Here is a 19,258-nt window from a genome sequence, read left to right on the forward strand (position 1 = left end):
AGCGAAAACTAACAATTACCAACTTTATTAATCTCGATAAAAAACCACCGCCTTATACCAATTCACAATTCGCAATTCGCAATTGAAAAACCTAGATGTACCAAAGCTTTCAGAGTTTGGATCTGTATCAGATTTTTCGTGAAATGGTATTAGTATGTAGGTTGGGTTGACGTAAGGAAACCCAACGCCAAAAACCTCGATTTTGTTGGGTTTCACTGTGTTCAACCCAACCTACGCATCTGACCACTGACACGAAATCCTATCCCCTTTTAGGGGTGGGATGAGCTTAACCGTTTTTAATAACAAAACTAAGCTGTGACAGTTGCGATCGCCTGTTCAACGGCTTGCAATGCCATGTCCACTTCTTTTTCTGTAACAATCAGTGGCGGTACAAACCGGACGACTTTTGGCCCTGCTGGTACAAGCAATAAACCCTTATCTATCGCAGCTTTGACAATTTCAGGTGCAGTCAGAGCAATATCTGCTTGCAACTCCATCCCATTGATTAAACCCCAACCCCGAACTTCAGAAATGTAATTGGGATATTTGGCGGCGATCGCTTTTAGCCCAGATCGCAACTGTTCGCCCCGTGCTTCCACGTTCTGTAAAAGGTTTTCTCGTTCTAATGTTTGACAAACGCTCAAAGCAACTCCACAAACAAAGGGATTGCCGCCAAAAGTACTAGCGTGTTCCCCTGGTTGAAAGACATCGCAGAATTTTTTGCTCATCATCGCCCCAATGGGAATACCACCGCCTAAACCCTTAGCGCTGGTAAAAATATCTGGTTCAACACCAAGATGTTCATATCCCCATAACTTACCACTGCGTCCCATCCCCACTTGCACTTCATCGAAAATCAACAAAATACCAGTTTCGTCACAAATTTCTCGCAGTTTTTGGAAGTAGGCAACATCTCCAGGACGCACACCGCCTTCTCCTTGCAATGGCTCTATTAAAATTGCTGCTACGCGGTAATCACCTTCATCCAACTCGCTAATTGCTGCTTCTACAGCATTAATATCATTGTAAGGTACGTAGTGGAAACCTGGAACTAGGGGATCAAAGTATTTTTGATACTTCGGTTGGGCTGTAGCTGTAATTGTTGCCAAAGTCCGACCGTGGAAACTGGCATTAGCTGTGATGATTATAGGCTTTTCAATGTCTAGAACTGTGTGGGCGTATTTTCTTGCCAATTTAATAGCGGCTTCATTCGCTTCAGCACCGGAGTTACAAAAAAAGACGCGATCGGCACAGGAATTTTGAATCAGCCATTGGGCTAATTCACCTTGTTCGGGAATGTAGTACAAATTAGAAACGTGATGCAGCTTGCGGATTTGGCGTGTCACCGCTTCTACCATCGCTGGGTGGGCGTGTCCTAAAGTACAAGTAGCAATTCCCGCTACAAAGTCCAGGTATTCTCGACCCTGTGTATCCCAAACCCGGCATCCAGCACCTCGTTCTAAGGCTAAGGGAAAACGGGCATAAGTTGACATGACAGCTACATCAAAGCTATCAGCGTCAAAAGGGTTAGATGACACAAAGCCTGACTCTGGGGGGATGGTGGCTTGCTCAATTAGAGTTTCTATGCTCACTACCGCGCCTCCTGAAAAATTTTCATCGTATACTTACATACTAGTTTGCTAGAAATTTCTCAAAATTTCTTTTTATTTTTCTCGGTGCATAACTTTACTCTATAGATTAACGCTTAAATATCCTCAAACGAATGGCAATGGTGAGAAAAAACCTTGTATTCAACACTTGAGAAGAAATACAAACTCATTCAAAAAGAGTTAACAATCGGGACGATCGCCCTTGGCGGTGTTTTCCTAATTGGTACTTTATGGTATCGATTTGTAGAAAATTGGTCATGGGAAGACGCAGCCTACATGACTGTCATCACCTTAGCGACTGTAGGATATGGTGAGACCCATCCATTGGGTAGCCGAGGACGGTTGTTTACTATTGCTTTGATTTTATTAGGTGTAGTCAATATTGGTTACATTGTCAATAGATTTACAGAAGCAGTGATTCAAGGCTACTTTCAAGAAGGTATTCGACTACGGCAACAGAGGCGGTTAATGGAATCTCTATTAGAACATTACATTATCTGTGGATTTAGTCGGACTGGTCGTCAGATTGCCAAAGAGTTTTGGGCAGAAGGTGTACCTTTTGTAGTCATAGATTCTGAGGTGGAGTCTGTACAAAAAGCCCAAGGAGAAGGTTATATGGCATATCAAGGTGATGCCACTCTTGATGACACACTTTTAAGAGTTGGCATTGAACGAGCAATTTGTATTGTTGCCGCATTACCTTCGGATGCAGAAAATTTATATACAGTTTTATCAGCAAAAACTCTGAATCCGGCAATCCGGGCGATCGCTCGTGCCAGTACAGAAGAAGCTCTGCAAAAGTTACAGCGCGGCGGTGCAGATGCAGTAATTTCACCTTATATTACTGGTGGCAAAAGAATGGCTGCGGCTGCCCTCAGACCCCAAGTCATGGATTTTGTAGATGGGATTCTCACAGGTGCAGACCGTCAGTTATATATGGAAGAATTTTTACTTGACCCGGCTTTTTGTCCCTTTGTAGGTCAAACTTTGCAAAAAGCCAAACTGCGATCGCAAACCGGAGGATTGATTTTAGCTATTCGTCGCATTGACGGCAACTTGATTGGCGGCCCCACTGGTGAAACGGTTTTGATGCCAGGAGATACTTTAATTTGTATGGGTACAGCTGAACAACTGCGTAGTCTCAATCAAATTCTAGGACCAATTCGTTCTCAAAAATTGCGTAAACCTAAAAGTAGCTGACCAAATGTATCAATTTTAAACTTACAGGTATAGAAACGATGCGATCGCCTTTACAAAAAAATTCCCTGTATTATACACAGGGATATTATTACAAATTAGGTAAAAACTTAAAAATTAAGATTTAGGCAGTAGAGAAAGTGATTGATGTATTTTTACTCCTCAACTCCTAACTCTTTAAGAGACTTCCAGAAAATAAATTATCCAATTTTTTCAGATAATATTTTTCTTTCTCCACTTGCCCTCTTTCGGGTTCGCCAGTCCAACACCAGTCGCTCCTAGGGAGCCACTGCGTTGCGGGGGTTTCCCCCGAGTCCCGCAAGTGGCATGGAAACCACGGCAGTTCCTACAAGTCGCCGGCACTTTCTACAAGTCGTCGGCACTTACTACAAGTCGGGAAACCGCAAGGGCGGAGTGCCTTGGAAACCCGCAAGGGCGGACTGCCTCCCCATGACCGCGCTGACTTCTCTTTGTTGAAACAACTTTCTGCGGGCTGGCTCACCTGCCCCCTGCCTACACAGCGATGGGATATTTTTTTAGTTTGAAGTCCCTAACTACTAGCCTGCACAGGTTTTTGTTGAGAAACATTACCGGGTATAGGTTCGGTTTCAGTTTTGGTTCCTGGGTCTACAGCCGTTAATTCAATATGATTTAACAATGTAGTGACAAATGCAAACAGCAAAAAAGGCAGTGATAGCAAAACGACGAGACCTACCGTTGCTAAGGCATATACTGGTCGTCTTGCACCCATCAATGCCAAGGCTGAGGCCAAACTGATAGTGATTGTGATTAACCAAACAATTATTTGACCATAAATATCGCCAAAGGTCAGGGTGCAGACAAACTGATAGTTTTGATTATTACTCTTGTTCATTTGCCTCAAGTCTCTCCTTATAGGTTCTACGTTAAAGCCGTATGTGGCTTTCAGACAATTTCTAAATATTTTTGCAAGGTTTGTAATATCGCTTAATATTAGCCAGTTGATCTAGGTTTTTTAGCCAATTTGTGGCAAAACATTAAGATAGTTTGATTGAATCCCAACATCGTGTTATGAAACGCTGGGTTTCAATCAATTTAACTAACTAACTTAGTTTGATCCTTCTGCTGGAGGAGCAAGTGAAGCATCTGGAGCAATTTCTTCTGCGGGAATTGGTTCTTTCTCCTCAGCATGAGGTTGTGCGGCTGACACCGATTCAGGAGATGGAGGGTTTGGTGGAGTTACTTTTGGCAAGCTCTCGGTTAGAGATTCGGTTTCGCTAATAGCGATATCCTCTTCTATCGATTGTTCTGGTGTGGCAGTGGTTTCGTCGATAATCTCAACAGCAGGCTGCTCTGCTAATACAGAGGTAATATCTTCCGGTTTAGAAGTTGGTTGCTTTTGTACCTTGTCTTTCACACCACCGAAGGTGCTACTTAGACCCTTTTGCCATTGAGTCAGCCGTTCTGGAATGGACAACTTAGTTGCTTGCTGCTGAATACCAGTTTTCACCGTCTCAGAACTGGGTACTTGGGTTTGTTGTGCCTGTGGGGTCAATTGGCGACGTAATGAAAGAGTTTGCCAGCCAAACCAAACTAAAAGCGCCACACTAGCTACATGACCTAAAAGCAAACCTCCAGAAATGCGTGGTGCAAAAATCCATAATACTAAGGCGTAAAATAGCCCTACACCACTCCAAACAAAATCATTCTTGCGGTGGATTTCGGGAAAAAAGAAAGCTGCTATGTAAATGGCTAAACTACCAAGTCCGACCACAAAAGCTAGAACAAATGCCAGCATTTTTTGGTTACTCCTTAACTGCGTCTTTTTGATTAGGGGCTAGGGGCTAGGGGTTAGGGGTTAGAGGTTAGGGGCTAAGGGCTAAGGGTTAGAGACTGTTTTCAAACCCAAAATAGAACTTATAGTAGGTTGGGTTAAGCATAGCGCAACCCAACATTGACGTTGCTTTGTTGGGTTTCCTTACGTCAACCCAATTTACAGTTCGAGTTTGAAAACACGCCCTAGGTGTTAGGGTTTTACAAGAAGATTCTAGTCCCTAGTAGTCCACCAAATAAACTCTACGGGGTTATGGTCAGAAAATTAAGTTTTTTTCTTCTCCTGCCTCCCCTACTCTTTTTGCCTTCAACTGTTATTTTTTTTGGGTTAGTTGATTACTAGTCCCTAGCCCCTAGACCCTAGCCCCTAACCCCTAGTCCCTAATTCCCTTTGACTATTCCAATTTTGCAAATTTTGCCAGTTAATTGTTGATTTAGATACAAATTAAAATTAATTCCCCGTGTTAATTGTGGATTTTTGTCATTTATATTAACTCTTAAGGTCTTCTTTAGGAGAGAAGCGAAAATCTCGGACTACCCTAAAGATAAAAGGATCTGCAAGAGTTAGCCAAAACAATTTATGACACTACAAAGCTTTGGTGTGATTGGATTAGCCGTTATGGGTGAGAACATCGCTCTTAATGTTGAGCGTAATGGCTTCCCAATTGCAGTTTACAACCGCTCCCGCGAAAAAACGGACGCGTTTATGGCGCAGCGTGCGCCAGGAAGGAACGTCAAAGCCGCCTTTACTTTAGAAGAATTTGTCGCAGCATTGGAACGTCCCCGCAAAATCCTAGTAATGGTGCAAGCTGGTAAACCAGTAGATGCGGTGATTGCTCAACTCAAACCTTTGCTCAATGAAGGCGATATCATTATCGACGGTGGTAACTCTTGGTTTGAAGACACGGAACGACGCACTCAAGAATTAGAACCGACTGGACTTCGGTATCTTGGTATGGGTGTCAGTGGCGGTGAAGAAGGGGCGCTGAACGGCCCATCACTGATGCCTGGAGGTACACAAAGCTCTTACGAGTACTTGTCACCAATTTTCAACAAAATTGCTGCCCAAGTCGATGATGGCCCTTGTGTAACTTATATTGGCCCTGGTGGTTCTGGTCACTACGTCAAAATGGTACACAACGGCATTGAGTATGGCGATATGCAGCTAATAGCTGAAGCCTACGACTTGCTAAAGAATGTTGCTGGACTTGACCCTAAGCAGCTGCATGAAGTCTTCACCGAGTGGAACACCACCGATGAACTCAATTCGTTTTTGATTGAGATTACCTCAAATATCTTCCCCTACATTGACCCGGAAACAAAAAAACCTTTAGTCGATTTGATTGTTGACGCAGCAGGTCAAAAGGGAACCGGACGTTGGACTGTGCAAACTGCATTAGAGTTGGGAGTTTCCATTCCTACAATTACAGCCGCAGTGAATGCCCGGATTATATCTTCCATTAAAGAAGAACGGGTAGCAGCATCCAAGATTTTGACAGGCCCTAATAGCAAGTATGACGGGCAAACCAAGGACTTTATCAATAAAGTACGCGATGCTCTTTATTGCTCAAAAATCTGTTCTTACGCTCAAGGGATGGCACTGCTATCTACAGCTTCAAAAACATATAATTGGAATTTGGATCTGGGCGAAATGGCGCGGATTTGGAAAGGTGGCTGTATTATTCGTGCTGGCTTCTTGAATAAGATTAAGAAGGCTTTTACTGAAAATCCAGCATTACCTAACTTGCTTTTAGCGCCTGAATTTAAGCAAACAATTCTCGACAGACAAACAGCTTGGCGCGAAGTCATAGCGACAGCAGCAACACTGGGCATTCCAGTACCCGCATTTAGTGCATCTTTAGATTATTTTGATAGCTATCGCCGCGATCGCTTGCCCCAAAACCTCACTCAAGCCCAACGCGATTACTTTGGCGCACATACTTACCAGCGTCTTGACAAGTCTGGAACTTTCCACACCGAGTGGGTTCCCATTGACGAGGCTAAGAAAAAATAAACTCTCACGCCTCTAAATTTTCAGTCTATTTGTAGGTGACTCTAGATACTAGAGTCACTTTTTTTTCAAAATCACAATAAACACTGAGAATCTTAAAACAGTTTCCGTTTTCCTCTCGCCTCTTCTTATTCAATTAAAGCTGATTATTGTAGATTTAGAGAAAAAGGAAGTAAACCAATGGATACCATCACGACCTATCGAGAAATAGTCAAACAGGTAATATCATGTCCACGTAATTAGTTATAATTCCCGCATCTATGCAAAAAGCATGAAACCCTGTTTACCCCTGCTCCCTGCCCCCTGCCCCCCGCGGTCTTAATGACAATATTTAACCGGACACGATATAATTAGTGATTACGCCAAACTACGCCCATCTCACGGCAACATTCCCTTAGATGCCATATTTGACGAGATGCGCGATCGCTATTCTCTGATGCAGGTTGGTTGGAATAGAGGAAAGTGGGTGCGTGGCAACCTGATCTATGTAATTATCGATAATGATCAAGTAATCATTGAATACGATGGTATGGAATATGGAATTACTCAGGACTTAGTTAAAAAAGGTATCCCTGAGAGTGATATGGTGCTGGCTTTTCTACCGGATTCGCGGACTGTTTCCATCGCTTGAAAAAGTGAATACAAAGCATTATGAGGTTTATTTCATCTTTCAAGGCTTTTGATATTTCGCTTTCTCATTGATTTGGTATATTATTCTTCCCCATAAATTTAGCTTTTACTTCTTCTAACTCTGTATCTATCTTGCTTTTACTAGTAGGCTGAGATAGAGGATTTGATGGCTGAACTTTATTTGGTTGAGGTTTACCTCCGACTAGAAATTGGGTTTTTAATTCCTCTAATTCCAAATCAACTTGGCTAGGTGTCTTACTGACAACTGTAGGCGGCAAAGTGGGTGCTGGTTTAGCTGGTGTAGCAACTGCTGATGATTGTTGATTTAAGTCTTGCAAAACTTCTGCTATTGTTTGGTAGCGTCGCGCTGGAATACTTTCTAGCATCTTATGAAGAATAAGGCTCAAATTATTGCTGATAGGAGTTTTGAGATATTGCTGCCAGATCCAGCTATCGTTGTTGGTGTCATAGGAATCGAAAGGCGATCGCCCAGTTAATAGGTTAATACAAGTAGCACCCAAACTGTAAATATCGCTGGCAAAACTAGCTCTACCTCGAATTTGTTCAGGTGCAACATATTCTGGACTACCAATACTAGTTCCAGTTCTATTTGAAGCAGCACCTGCTGTAGACTTAGAAGCACCAAAATCTACCAAAACTAGTCTGTGTAAGGCTTTATGTTTACCGTAGGCATCGCTACCACGTAAAATAATATTTTCTGGCTTAATATCGCGGTGAATAACTTGGCGCTGATGGCAAAATTGCAGTACAGGCAATAACTCATTAAGTAACTGCCATATCTGCGTTTCATTGAAAGCCCCATTTTGGCCTAATTCCTGGGCTAAATTTGGCCCATCAATAAATTCTTGTACAAGATACTGTCGATCATCTTGAGTAAAATATGCTAGCAGTTCTGGAATTTGGGGATGACTGCCTAATTCATCTAATTGAACCGCTTCTTGATTAAATAACTCCACGGCTTTCTGCACTGTGTTAGTGCCTTGTGCTTGGGGATAAAATTGCTTGATTACACAGCGAGGTTTAGAAGGTTTATCCTCATCTACTGCTAAAAAAGTTCTGCCAAAACCACCTTGTCCTATGGGTTTGATAGCACGGTAGCGTTCCTTTAGGAGTAACTTATAACCACAAGTTAGGCAAAACTTGACATCATTGGGATTTTCTGGTTTTAGACAGCGGGGATTAAGGCAGTAGCTCATGGAAGGTGGCACTCTTACTTATCTTTATTGTGCCTTGTCCTCAGCAGAAACGAATTGATTTTTGCTAATTATCTAGCTTTGCGGTTTTAATCCAGTGATTCATTTCCACACGAAATTAAAATTATAAATGCAACTACTAGTAGTCTGGCAACCCAAAAAGGGATAAAGCAAGGGAGCAGGGAGCAGGGGGAGAAAGCGTTTGAGCCTTATTTACTTTTATTCACGGGTAACAGGGAACAGGGACTGTCTGTGACGGAGGGCTGTTACCCCCCCTATACGACTTTCCACCTATAGGTGGGGGACTCAGACCCATTGGTGGGGAGAGGGAACAAACGGACGAACTGTTGCCCATTGCCTGTTCCCTGTTCCCTCTCCCGAAGGGAGTTCACATAGTTTAATTTTATTTCACCGACTTACTTACTACAGCCAAGGAAAAGCTTATGTCGTTGATGGAATTGAGCCTTGATACAACAGATGAGGCTGTTGATTGGGTTTGTACGCTGCTGGCTGAAATTATTGATATCAATGATATTCAGATTACAAAATATATTGAACAAAGCCAACCTAAATTAGCTAAACAAGATTTAGCACACTCCCCTTGGACATTTACGATTCGCTTACACATTCCCTATGATCTGCATTCGCGGGTAACTATAGAAAAAATTGTTAATTTGCTGTCACCTTTGCATCGTACAGGATTAGCGACTACGATTCAAACAACTGTGATTGAGGCAAAATCAACAGGCACAGATATCCATAATCCTTTGATTCACCGCATTGGTAAACGATTTGTTGTGCTTGCTCCTGATACATCTTACCAATCTCAAACCACAGACGAAGTAATCTTGAGAATGCAAACCAGTCTGGCTTTTGGTAGTGGTTTACACCCAGCGACGATTCTCGCTCTTCAACTACTTGAACGTTACATTATTTCTACAATGAATGTTCTTGACCTGGGATCGGGTTCTGGTATTTTGAGTGTAGCGATCGCCAAACTAGGGGCAACGGTTTTAGCATTAGATAATGACGCTATTGCTGTACAAGCAACTCAAAATGCTGTAGTTCAAAATCAGGTAGAGCAACAAGTAAAAGTAATAGAAGGAAGTTTAGGAGTTGGCAGTGATTTGGGGCATTGGATGGGTGGAATTACAAGTAATCATGTATCCAAAATTGAAAGTCAGCCAACTTTTGACTTAATCGTGGCGAATATTTTCGCACGAGTGCATATCGCCCTTGCCAATGATTTTAAGCGATCGCTGCGTCCAGGTGGAATATTAATTACAGCTGGTTTTACCAGCGACCATGAGGAAAATGTGGTTACAGCTTTAACAGATGTAGGATTTGAGATGATCGATTGTGAACGAATCAATGAATGGGTTGCACTTGCTTATCGCCTCTGTTAACCCAAAAATAGCTTATATGCCATATTCTGGCTTTCATCCCAATAGCGATAGCCAAGGGTATCTAGAAATGCTTGCCATTCTTCCATTTCGTGGGGTGGTACTTGCATTCCTACAACAATGCGCCCATAATCTGCTCCATTATTACGATAGTGGAACATACTAATATTCCAGTTGGGACTCATAGAACCGACAAATTTCATCAACGCACCAGGACGTTCGGGAAACTCAAAACGGTAAAGTAACTCATTATGCGCTAAAACAGAGTGTCCTCCAACCATGTGACGCAGATGTAATTTTGTCAATTCATCATCTGTCAAATCAATAGTTTTAAAACCGCAACCCTCAAAAGTATCTACTATTTTGACTGCATCAGCCCGGTTTTGAATTTGCACACCCACAAAAATATGGGCTTCTTGTTGATCGGCAATGCGATAATTAAATTCAGTTAAATTGCGATCGCCGATACATTTGCAAAACTTACACAGGCTACCTCGTTCTTCCGGAATTGCCACTGCAAAAATAGCTTCACGGCGTTCACCAAACTCTGCTCGTTCTGCTACAAAGCGGAGGCGGTCAAAGTTCATGTTAGCACCGCAAGCAACAGCAATTAAGGTTTGTCCCTGGATTTTTTCCCGTTCTGAATAGACCTTAGCAGCTGCGATCGCTAATGCACCGGCAGGTTCTAAAATTGAGCGCGTATCTTCAAATACGTCTTTAATTGCAGCACAGGTAGCATCGGTATCTACCAAAATAATTTCGTCTACGTAATTTTGGCACAGACGAAAGGTTTCTTCGCCTACTTCCCGCACTGCTACCCCATCGGCAAATAAACCCACTTGAGGTAATCTTACTCGATGTCCAGCTTGCAGCGATTGATACATCGCATCGGCATCTACTGGTTCTACTCCAATAATCTTGATCTCTGGACGTAATCGTTTCACATACGCTGCAATCCCAGAAATTAATCCACCACCACCAATTGCGACAAAGATGGCATGAATAGGTTGCTGGTATTGCCGCAAAATTTCCATGCCAATAGTTCCCTGTCCAGCAATCACATCTGGATCATCAAAGGGATGAATAAAGGTTAATCCTTTTTCTTTTTCTAGTTCACGAGCGTAAGTATATGCATCATCGTAGGTATTGCCATGTAATACTACCTCTCCTCCTCGCGTTTTCACTGCATTCACTTTAACTTGGGGTGTCGTTACTGGCATCACAATAATTGCCCGTGTTCCCAATCGATTAGCAGCCAGAGCAACTCCTTGGGCATGGTTGCCAGCAGATGCAGCAATAACACCCACTGCCAAGACATCAGGTGGCAAGTTCACCATCTTGTTATAAGCACCACGTAACTTAAAAGAAAATACTGACTGCATATCTTCTCGCTTCAGTAGAAGCTGATTATTCAGTCTTGCAGAAAGATTCGGGGCATACTCTAGTGGTGTTTCCTGGGCAACATCATACACACGGGCAGTCAGGATTTGTACCAAGTAGTCACAATACATGGGATTAATGAGTTAGCAAATGCCAGATGGAGTAAGATTTTATCAGTTTCTTTGTGGCGATCGCTAAGAGTTGAGATTCGTGCAGTAATGACCAAAAGAGGCAAGGAGCAGAGGGAAGGAGGGATAGGATACCGAAGAGGCAGAGGGGCAGGGAGCAGGGGGAGCAAGCCTTTCTCTTCTGCGCGGAGCGAAGCGCAGCATGGGTAAGAAGCCTTGCCATTCCAGGGCGCTTAACTGGGGCAAGCAAGCTCCGTCCCAGCCTCTCCCTCTTGCTCCCTGCTCCCTGCTCCCTGCTTCTTTTGACCGCTATAATCTTTAGTGGAAGTTTACGTTAATATTTGTTGCTAATATCTGCAAATATTCAGATTTAAACCTTTGTCTAGATTTTTACCTAGCAATTCAATATAAAATCTAAAACTTAAAATCCTCAATCAACATGGCAGACCTAACTCCCAATTCTAGTTTTAGTTTGACGTTGCGCTTGCAGATTCCCAATCGTGTAGGGATGTTAGCGTCAGTAACCCAAGCGATCGCAACTAGCGGTGGTAATCTGGGTCAAATTGATTTAATTGAGCAAACCCGCCAAGAATCAATTCGTGATATTACTGTTGATGCTGCTAGCACTGAACACGCTGAAACCATTGTGCAAGCAGTGAAAGCGTTGTCAAACATTAAACTGCTGAGTGTCTACGATCGCACCTTTAATTTGCATCGTGGTGGCAAAATTAGCATTGCTAGCAGAATCCCCTTAAAAAGTGTTTCCGATTTAGCAATGGCATACACCCCAGGAGTTGGTAGGATTTGTACCGCGATCGCTCAAGATCCAGAAGAAGTTTACAACTTAACCATTAAACAAAACACCGTTGCCATTGTTACCGATGGCAGTGCCGTCTTAGGATTGGGTAATCTTGGCCCTGCTGCTGCTTTACCAGTTATGGAAGGTAAAGCAATGCTGTTTAAAGAATTTGCGGGGCTGGATGCTTTTCCTATTTGTCTTGCTACCCAAGATACAGATGAAATTGTCCGGACAGTAAAAAATCTCGCGCCAGTATTTGGAGGGGTGAATTTAGAAGATATTGCTGCGCCTCGTTGCTTTGAAATTGAACAAAAATTGCGGCAAGAATTAGATATACCCGTTTTTCATGATGACCAACACGGTACAGCAATTGTTACTTTAGCGGCCTTGTTTAACGCCTTGAAACTGGTACACAAGTCAATGGCAGAAATACGCATCATAATCAACGGTGCTGGGGCTGCTGGTGTGGCGATCGCTCGCTTACTCCGCAAAGCAGGAGCAGAAAAAATCTGGATGTGTGACTCTAAAGGTATTATCTCTAACAGTCGTACCGACCTCACAGAAGAGAAACGAGAATTTGCCGTCAAAGCTCAGGGTACTCTAGGAGGAGCGATGCAAGGAGCAGATGTTTTTATTGGTGTGAGCGCACCAGGAGTCTTGACACTAGAAATGGTGCAATCAATGGCTAAAGATCCAATTATTTTTGCTATGGCTAATCCCATTCCTGAAATTCAGCCAGAATTAGTCAGTAAAGATGTTGCTGTGATTGCTACTGGACGCAGTGATTACCCAAATCAAATTAACAACGTCCTGGCTTTTCCTGGGGTATTTCGTGGTGCTTTAGATTGTCGGGCGCAGACAATTACCACTACCATGTATTTAGAAGCTGCAAATGCGATCGCCTCTTTAGTTAAACCTTCGGACTTGAATCGAGAACACATTATTCCTTCGGTGTTTGATGAGCGCGTCGTCACCGCTGTTGCTGCGGCTGTGCAGCAAGCAGCGCGTCAAGAAGGTATTGCTCAAAGTTAAGACATTTACTACTAACCACAAACCTAGAAAAAAGTAAGTGGGTTTAGGCATTCGCTGTATACAGAGATGGAAAATTATGGCAGATCGCACCTTTCATGACCAACTGAGCTTGGAAGAACAAACCGAAAAACTCGGAAAAAAAGCAGTAGCACTAGGTTTAATTCCAAGTTTTGTAGTGCATTACTTTCCCGATACTTGGGTATTTTATGTCCCCAATGAAAATCAGTCAGAAGCGCTGACACCAGAAGAGGCATACTTTCGTTTAAAAAAATTAGTTGAACAATAGATTTTGGGATAACCAGTTTTTGAAGATAACGGCTAATTCACTGCAATTGTTGAGTAACAGTAGTTATGACGAAACCTACAATTTTAACTGTTGATGATGATCCAGAGGTGCTGCAAGCAATGTCACGAACTTGAGGCATCAGTACGGCGATCGCTTCCGCATTGTTCGAGCAGATTCAGGTATTACTGCTGTAGATGTACTAAGCTGATCGGCATCTAAATTTCTGAAGTGATCTAAGCCAGACAATGGTTTCAGTGCCTAAAATCCCCACTTTAAATGCTGAACAGCTTAATGCCAAAGAAATACTAATAATGATATTGACACAAAAGTTACAGGGGTGTACTAGAAGGCTGTTGCACAATATTATTAACAGTTTTTATTCCTACAAACTCTTCTCGACCTGTAATCAATCTAGAGCGACGATTACGAGTAATATAATTCCATCCCCACTGAATTGCTACTACTAATTTAGTGTCAAACTCGATTAAGAAGTAAATGTGAATTATTAGCCAAAAAGCCCAAGCAATGAAACCTTTGAGTTTAACTAAACCTAAATCTACAACAGCTAAATTTTGCCCAATCATGGCCAAAGTACCCATGTCGTTGTAACGAAATTGTGGCAAAGTATCACCTTTAAGCCTGCGTTGAATGAGTTTAGCTACATACTCTCCTTGTTGTTTGGCTACAGGCGCAACACCAGGTAAGGGTTTACCATTTTGATGAGAAAAGTTGCCTAAATCTCCCACAACAAAAATGTTTTTATAACCCTTGATAGACAAGTCTGGTTCTACAATCACACGTCCAGAGCGATCGCACTCTACACCTGTACTTTTTGCTAGGGCTTTCCCCATCGGCGAACCTTGAACACCTGCTGCCCACAAGATAGTTTTTGAGGTAATTTCTGTCAATTCATCGCCTTGCTTGAAAGTAACGGTGTTATTTTCAACATTTGTCACTCTGGTTTTAGTATGGACAGCTACACCCAACTTTTGCAAAGATTCTGCGGCTACTTTTGATAATTCTGGTGAAATGTGTGGGAGGATGCGATCGCCCCCTTGCAATAATAAAATTTTCGCTTCTGAGGTGTTAATGCTGCGGAAATCTTCTGTGAGAGTTTGGTATGCCAATTCCGCGATCGCACCTGCTAATTCTACACCGGTCGGACCACCTCCCACAATCACAAAAGTCAGCAAAGCACGACGTTTTTCAGGGTCAGTTTCTTTTTCAGCTGCTTCAAATGCCGAAAATATCTGGCGACGCATTTCTATGGCATCTTCAACAGTTTTCAAACCAGGAGCAAATTTTTTCCAGTTATCCTTACCAAAATAGGAATGATTAACACCTGTGGCGACAATTAATGTATCGTAAGGTACTACTTCATCACCCAAAATAACTTGTTGTGCCTTAGGATCAATATCATTTACTTCTCCCAATAACACTTTTGTATTCTTGCTTTTGCTGAATACAGATCGTAATGGTGCAGAAATATCAGCAGGTGATAGCGTACCTGTGGCAACTTGATATAAAAGCGGCTGAAATAGGTGAAAGTTACGTTTATCAATGAGAGTAACATTGACATTTGCTTTCTTGAGAGCTTTTGCTGTATACAGTCCACCAAAGCCACCACCAACGATCACAACCTGATGTGGTGCATTATTCTCAAGTGAGGCTACCATAAGACATATTTCCTTGTGTTAAGAAGTTGTAACTATTCTTAACAAAGATGTAACAGCATTATGATATGGTTTGCTGTTTGTTTAGAACAATTGAAAAATAATAAAAGTAGCCAAAGTTATTTATTGTCCCTCAGTTGTGGGTTGCCTTTAGCAAGAATTTAACTTTTAATTTTTAATTTTTAATTTTTAATTCCCCGAAGGGGTTGACGCGTCTACCGTTATACTATCGCTGGAGAGTGGTGGATAAAAAACATGGTGCGACTCGTTTTTACGGCAATTTTACTGGTGTTGTTAACAGCTTGTGGCAGTATTGGACTGTTACCGAATAGCCAGTTAGTGCAAAAAGCGATCGCGCTGAGGCTATCGCAAACTCAACAGCAGCTGAACCAAAAACTAGATCTCGATTTTCAAGGATTTGAAATCAAGCATCTCTCAATTACCCAAGAAAAGCCCCTGACGATTCAAAATTTACCAGCTTTTCGTGTCCGAGGAACCTACGATCTAATTGTCAAGCTACCGAAGAGACAGTTGACGCAACCGCAACAACCATTTGAAGTTTTCCTCCAAATTCAGCAAGAAGGCAAAACCTGGCGATTATTGCTTCCAGATCAGGATGGTAAAGCTACTGTACCTACTTGGCGTAGTTATCTGATCGAATAACTGACATGTGCAATTAGAAAAACCATCACAACTATCTCCGTATAACTGCTAAGGGTCGCCATGATTGAGGTGATAGCTGTTAATTCGTAATTCGTAATTCGTAATTAAGAAAGTCAAATTAAATTTGGGTTTCATTAGTTGTACATGTAGTCTTATTTTGGAGAATTGATACAAGATGTACATCAACTTTTTCATCAGTTCCATTGTAGGAATCGTAACAGTAGTACTAGTGGCTTTTGGTCTGCTGCAATGGTTGCATATACCGTCTGGCAACTTCCTCGACTGGGTAATTGGTGGTGCTAGCTTTTGGTGGTTGCTAGTAATTGTTACCGTCCCGTGGAATGTACATTTTCAGGCTAAAGAAGTTTTAGCAGAGGCTGCACAGTCTACTGAAAAGGGTATTCCTGTAGATGAGAAACAAGTCAAATATGTCACAGTTTTAGCAAAGCGATCGCTGTGGGTGGCTATTGCTTTACACTTGTTCTCTGCTGTTGGTCTTTATACCCTCGCCGCCATTGGTATTAGTGCTGTGGGATATATTAGTTCCGGTGCAGCTTTATTATTAACTATCCTACGTCCAGCTATTCGTGCTTACGAGTATTTATATGCGCGATTGACGATGATTCGCCAAGAATGGAAATATCCCCGCGAAGATATTGTTGAACTCCGCAATCGCTTTTATGACTTAGAGCAAAAAGTCCAACAAATAACAGAACAACTAGATCCAGAACAGCCCTACTCTTTACCTATCACTCAACAACGCTTTGCCGAAGAAACGCGCCAAGATCTAGCCCGAATTACTGCTAAGTTAGAAGAATTAAGGGCTACGAATCAAGCTGAACATGAACGTTTAGCCAGAGAAGCCAGAAATGCGATCGCCCAACTTTCTACCGATGGGCAATTTCTCGATCATGTCCGCGAGATTATTAGATTTTTTAAGACTGCATAAATGACAGCAGATTTCAAGTTGGGGAAGGATGTACTTCATTTACTTGCAAAATACTGTAAGAGGGGAAAAGGATGAAAAAACAATTTCCCCTTACCCCCTTTCCCTTTAACCTTCTTCCCTATGCCCCATGCCCCATAACTTATAACTATTTTTCCCCAAAACTTTGAATATGCAATATAATCCTTGGCTAATTCAGTTTAAATTAAGGACACAGATAAAATGTATCAAAAGATACTATATTTATATATGTAGGAGCAAAACATCCTACTTAATGATGTAGTTAAAAATTGTTAGTTTCGAGAAAATTTTCCTATAAACGAATAATATTAATATCCAACATAGATGACTAAGAGTAAAATTTAAACATTCTTGACAGAAACTTTAAAAAGTACCTAAAAAATAGTAGTGACTGAAACAGGTAAATCCAGATAAATGAATTGGGTTTATATGAGATATTGCTAAAGCCTCGATTACATTCAGGGCTAAATATAGGATTAGTATTTGATGTTTGAACAAAACTCAGTACATTTCAAAGAAAAGTTCTGCGCCCGGAAACCGATACGCACAGCACCAGTTCTCTCAAGTCGGTAAAGCCGCCCACGAGACTGGCTTAACTTTTCGCTTTATTCTCTGTTCCCTGTTCCTTACCTCCACGAATGATTCAGGAATTAAATTGGATTTCTATATCTGGCAATTAGATTGCCAAGTAGTTAATTCTTATATCTAAATAATCGGCTTTCTATAACTGCACTTGGATAGAGCGCAAACTAAATGGCACAAGGTTTTTTACAAATTGGCTTGACTCTATGTATCGTGATCGCAATCACTCCTATTTTAGGGAGATACATGGCGCGTGTTTTCCTGGAAGAAAGGACGCTCCTTGATCCTTTGATGAATCCTATAGAACGGAGCTTGTTCGTCCTTGCAGGTGTCCATAGGAAAGATGACATGACGGGTTGGCAGTATGTACGGGCAATACTGTACAGCAACCTGTTAATGGGTATTTTAGTATATTTACTGATCTATTTTCAGAGATTATTACCTTGGAATCCCAACGGCTTTGGTGCGCCTACCTGGGATACACTATTACATACCGTAGTTTCATTTGTGACAAACACTGACCAGCAACACTACACAGGCGAGACAACTTTAAGTTATTTTAGCCAAGTAGCCGCTTTAGGTTTTTTGATGTTCACTTCAGCTGCAACTGGTTTAGCTGTGGGAATTGCCTTTATTCGAGGATTAACAAGTAACAAACTGGGTAATTTTTACGTTGATCTCACTCGTGCCATCACTAGAATCTTACTACCGATTTCTGTAATTGGCGCGATCGCCTTAGTTTTATTAGGTGTACCACAAACCTTAAGCGAAACCTTGGTTGTGGAAACCTTAGAGGGAGGAACACAATATATTGCTAGAGGCCCAGTGGCATCCTTTGAGATGATCAAAATGTTGGGTGAAAACGGTGGTGGTTTTTTTGGTGTTAACTCTGCACATCCCTTTGAAAATCCCAATGGTGCTTCTAACTTAATAGAAATGATAGCCATGATTTCTATCCCAGCAGCCATGATTTATACCTACGGTATATTCGCCAAAAACATCAAACAAGCTTGGTTGCTTTTCTGGATGGTGTTTGTGGTTTTTGTCATTCTGGTTTGGGTTGCAGCTGGTGGAGAACAACAAGGAAATCCCTTAGTCAATCCCATATTCGGATCAGAACAACCCAACTTAGAAGGCAAAGAAGTGAGATTTGGCTGGGCGCAAACAGCACTCTGGGCAGTTATGACTACCGCTACTATGTGCGGTGCTGTCAACGGGATGCATGACTCTTTAATGCCATCAGGAACATTTTCCACTTTATCTAACTTGTTTATCCAGATGATTTGGGGAGGTCAAGGAACTGGGACAGCTTACCTATTCATCTATCTAATTCTCACTGTATTTCTTACAGGGTTGATGGTGGGACGCACCCCAGAATTTTTAGGGCGCAAAATTCAAAAGCGAGAAATCCTCCTCGCTAGCGTGGTGCTGCTGATTCACCCCATTGTGATTTTAATTCCCAGTGCGATCGCCTTAGCTTATCCTGTCTCTTTATCTGGAATTACTAATCCTGGCTTTCACGGTATTTCTCAAGTAGTTTATGAGTATGCTTCAGCAGGAGCAAATAATGGTTCTGGCTTAGAGGGATTAGCGAATAATACCCTTTGGTGGAATCTCAGTAGCTGTTTTAGTATTTTGGTAGGACGCTATATCCCCATTATTGCCATCCTACTCTTGGCAGATAGTATATCTGGCAAACCAACAATTTTAGAAATTCCTAGTACTTTAAAAACCGATTCTTTGCTGTTTACTACTATTACAGCTGGAGTCGTTCTCATTTTAGGGATGTTGACCTTCTTTCCCGTTTTAGCTTTAGGCCCAATCGCCGAAGGTTTTAAACTCGCCTCTGGCAGCTAATAAAAGGATGAAGC

At 42.0% G+C, this 19,258-nt stretch carries 15 protein-coding genes; 9 read left to right on the top strand and 6 right to left on the bottom strand.

Annotated elements, in window-relative coordinates; all coding sequences use genetic code 11:
- Positions 1-308: 308 nt before the first annotated feature.
- Positions 309-1,592, bottom strand: a complete 1,284-nt coding sequence (locus tag QI031_RS05320; RefSeq protein ID WP_281484167.1) for an aspartate aminotransferase family protein — start codon at positions 1,590-1,592, stop codon at positions 309-311.
- Between the two features lie 153 nt (positions 1,593-1,745).
- Between QI031_RS05320 and QI031_RS05325 the strand changes: the two genes are divergently transcribed.
- The gene (locus QI031_RS05325) at positions 1,746-2,810 is read left to right on the top strand and encodes a potassium channel family protein (protein ID WP_281484168.1); all 1,065 of its coding nucleotides are present in this window, start codon (positions 1,746-1,748) and stop codon (positions 2,808-2,810) included.
- A gap of 547 nt (positions 2,811-3,357) precedes the next feature.
- Here the strand turns inward: QI031_RS05325 and QI031_RS05330 are convergent.
- Both QI031_RS05330 and QI031_RS05335 read right to left on the bottom strand, forming a co-directional pair.
- Entirely contained in the window at positions 3,358-3,681 is a 324-nt protein-coding gene (locus tag QI031_RS05330; RefSeq protein WP_281484169.1) for a hypothetical protein, read from the bottom strand.
- 213 nt (positions 3,682-3,894) lie between these two features.
- Complete coding sequence (locus QI031_RS05335) at positions 3,895-4,584, bottom strand: Ycf66 family protein (RefSeq protein WP_281484170.1); 690 nt, start codon at positions 4,582-4,584, stop codon at positions 3,895-3,897.
- Between the two features lie 615 nt (positions 4,585-5,199).
- Here QI031_RS05335 and gndA point away from each other — a divergent pair.
- Positions 5,200-6,633, top strand: coding sequence for an NADP-dependent phosphogluconate dehydrogenase (gene gndA, locus QI031_RS05340; protein ID WP_281484171.1), 1,434 nt, complete (start codon positions 5,200-5,202; stop codon positions 6,631-6,633).
- A gap of 346 nt (positions 6,634-6,979) precedes the next feature.
- Positions 6,980-7,261, top strand: coding sequence for an element excision factor XisI family protein (locus tag QI031_RS05345; RefSeq protein ID WP_281485938.1), 282 nt, complete (start codon positions 6,980-6,982; stop codon positions 7,259-7,261).
- A gap of 64 nt (positions 7,262-7,325) precedes the next feature.
- Here the strand turns inward: QI031_RS05345 and QI031_RS05350 are convergent, their stop codons facing one another.
- Positions 7,326-8,477, bottom strand: coding sequence for a protein kinase domain-containing protein (locus QI031_RS05350; protein ID WP_281484172.1), 1,152 nt, complete (start codon positions 8,475-8,477; stop codon positions 7,326-7,328).
- A gap of 440 nt (positions 8,478-8,917) precedes the next feature.
- On the opposite strand from QI031_RS05350, the gene QI031_RS05355 reads away from it, so the two are divergent.
- Positions 8,918-9,880 carry a 50S ribosomal protein L11 methyltransferase gene (locus QI031_RS05355; protein WP_281484173.1) on the top strand — a complete coding sequence of 321 codons (963 nt, stop codon included), beginning with the start codon at positions 8,918-8,920 and terminating at the stop codon, positions 9,878-9,880.
- On the opposite strand, the gene ilvA is transcribed toward QI031_RS05355, so the two are convergent.
- A complete protein-coding gene (gene ilvA, locus QI031_RS05360) occupies positions 9,877-11,388 on the bottom strand; it encodes a threonine ammonia-lyase, biosynthetic (RefSeq protein WP_281484174.1) in 1,512 nt (503 codons plus the stop codon). The genes QI031_RS05355 and ilvA overlap by 4 nt on opposite strands.
- 436 nt (positions 11,389-11,824) lie before the next feature.
- Here ilvA and QI031_RS05365 point away from each other — a divergent pair, with 436 nt between their 5' ends.
- Positions 11,825-13,216, top strand: a complete 1,392-nt coding sequence (locus QI031_RS05365; protein ID WP_281484175.1) for a malic enzyme-like NAD(P)-binding protein — start codon at positions 11,825-11,827, stop codon at positions 13,214-13,216.
- A 76-nt stretch (positions 13,217-13,292) separates the two neighbouring features.
- The gene (locus QI031_RS05370; RefSeq protein ID WP_281484176.1) at positions 13,293-13,502 is read left to right on the top strand and encodes a hypothetical protein; all 210 of its coding nucleotides are present in this window, start codon (positions 13,293-13,295) and stop codon (positions 13,500-13,502) included.
- 329 nt (positions 13,503-13,831) lie between these two features.
- On the opposite strand, the gene QI031_RS05375 is transcribed toward QI031_RS05370, so the two are convergent.
- Positions 13,832-15,178 (bottom strand): NAD(P)/FAD-dependent oxidoreductase, encoded by a 1,347-nt coding sequence (locus tag QI031_RS05375; protein WP_281484177.1) that lies wholly within the window; start codon positions 15,176-15,178, stop codon positions 13,832-13,834.
- A gap of 252 nt (positions 15,179-15,430) precedes the next feature.
- On the opposite strand from QI031_RS05375, the gene QI031_RS05380 reads away from it, so the two are divergent.
- The 3 genes from QI031_RS05380 to kdpA all read left to right on the top strand — a co-directional run bounded on the left by QI031_RS05380 (position 15,431) and on the right by kdpA (position 19,244).
- Positions 15,431-15,838, top strand: coding sequence for a hypothetical protein (locus QI031_RS05380; protein ID WP_281484178.1), 408 nt, complete (start codon positions 15,431-15,433; stop codon positions 15,836-15,838).
- A gap of 175 nt (positions 15,839-16,013) precedes the next feature.
- Entirely contained in the window at positions 16,014-16,787 is a 774-nt protein-coding gene (locus QI031_RS05385; RefSeq protein ID WP_281484179.1) for a hypothetical protein, read from the top strand.
- A gap of 771 nt (positions 16,788-17,558) precedes the next feature.
- A complete protein-coding gene (kdpA, locus tag QI031_RS05390; protein ID WP_281484180.1) occupies positions 17,559-19,244 on the top strand; it encodes a potassium-transporting ATPase subunit KdpA in 1,686 nt (561 codons plus the stop codon).
- Positions 19,245-19,258: the final 14 nt, after the last annotated feature.

Source organism: Halotia branconii CENA392, from assembly GCF_029953635.1.
Lineage (GTDB): Bacteria > Cyanobacteriota > Cyanobacteriia > Cyanobacteriales > Nostocaceae > Halotia > Halotia branconii.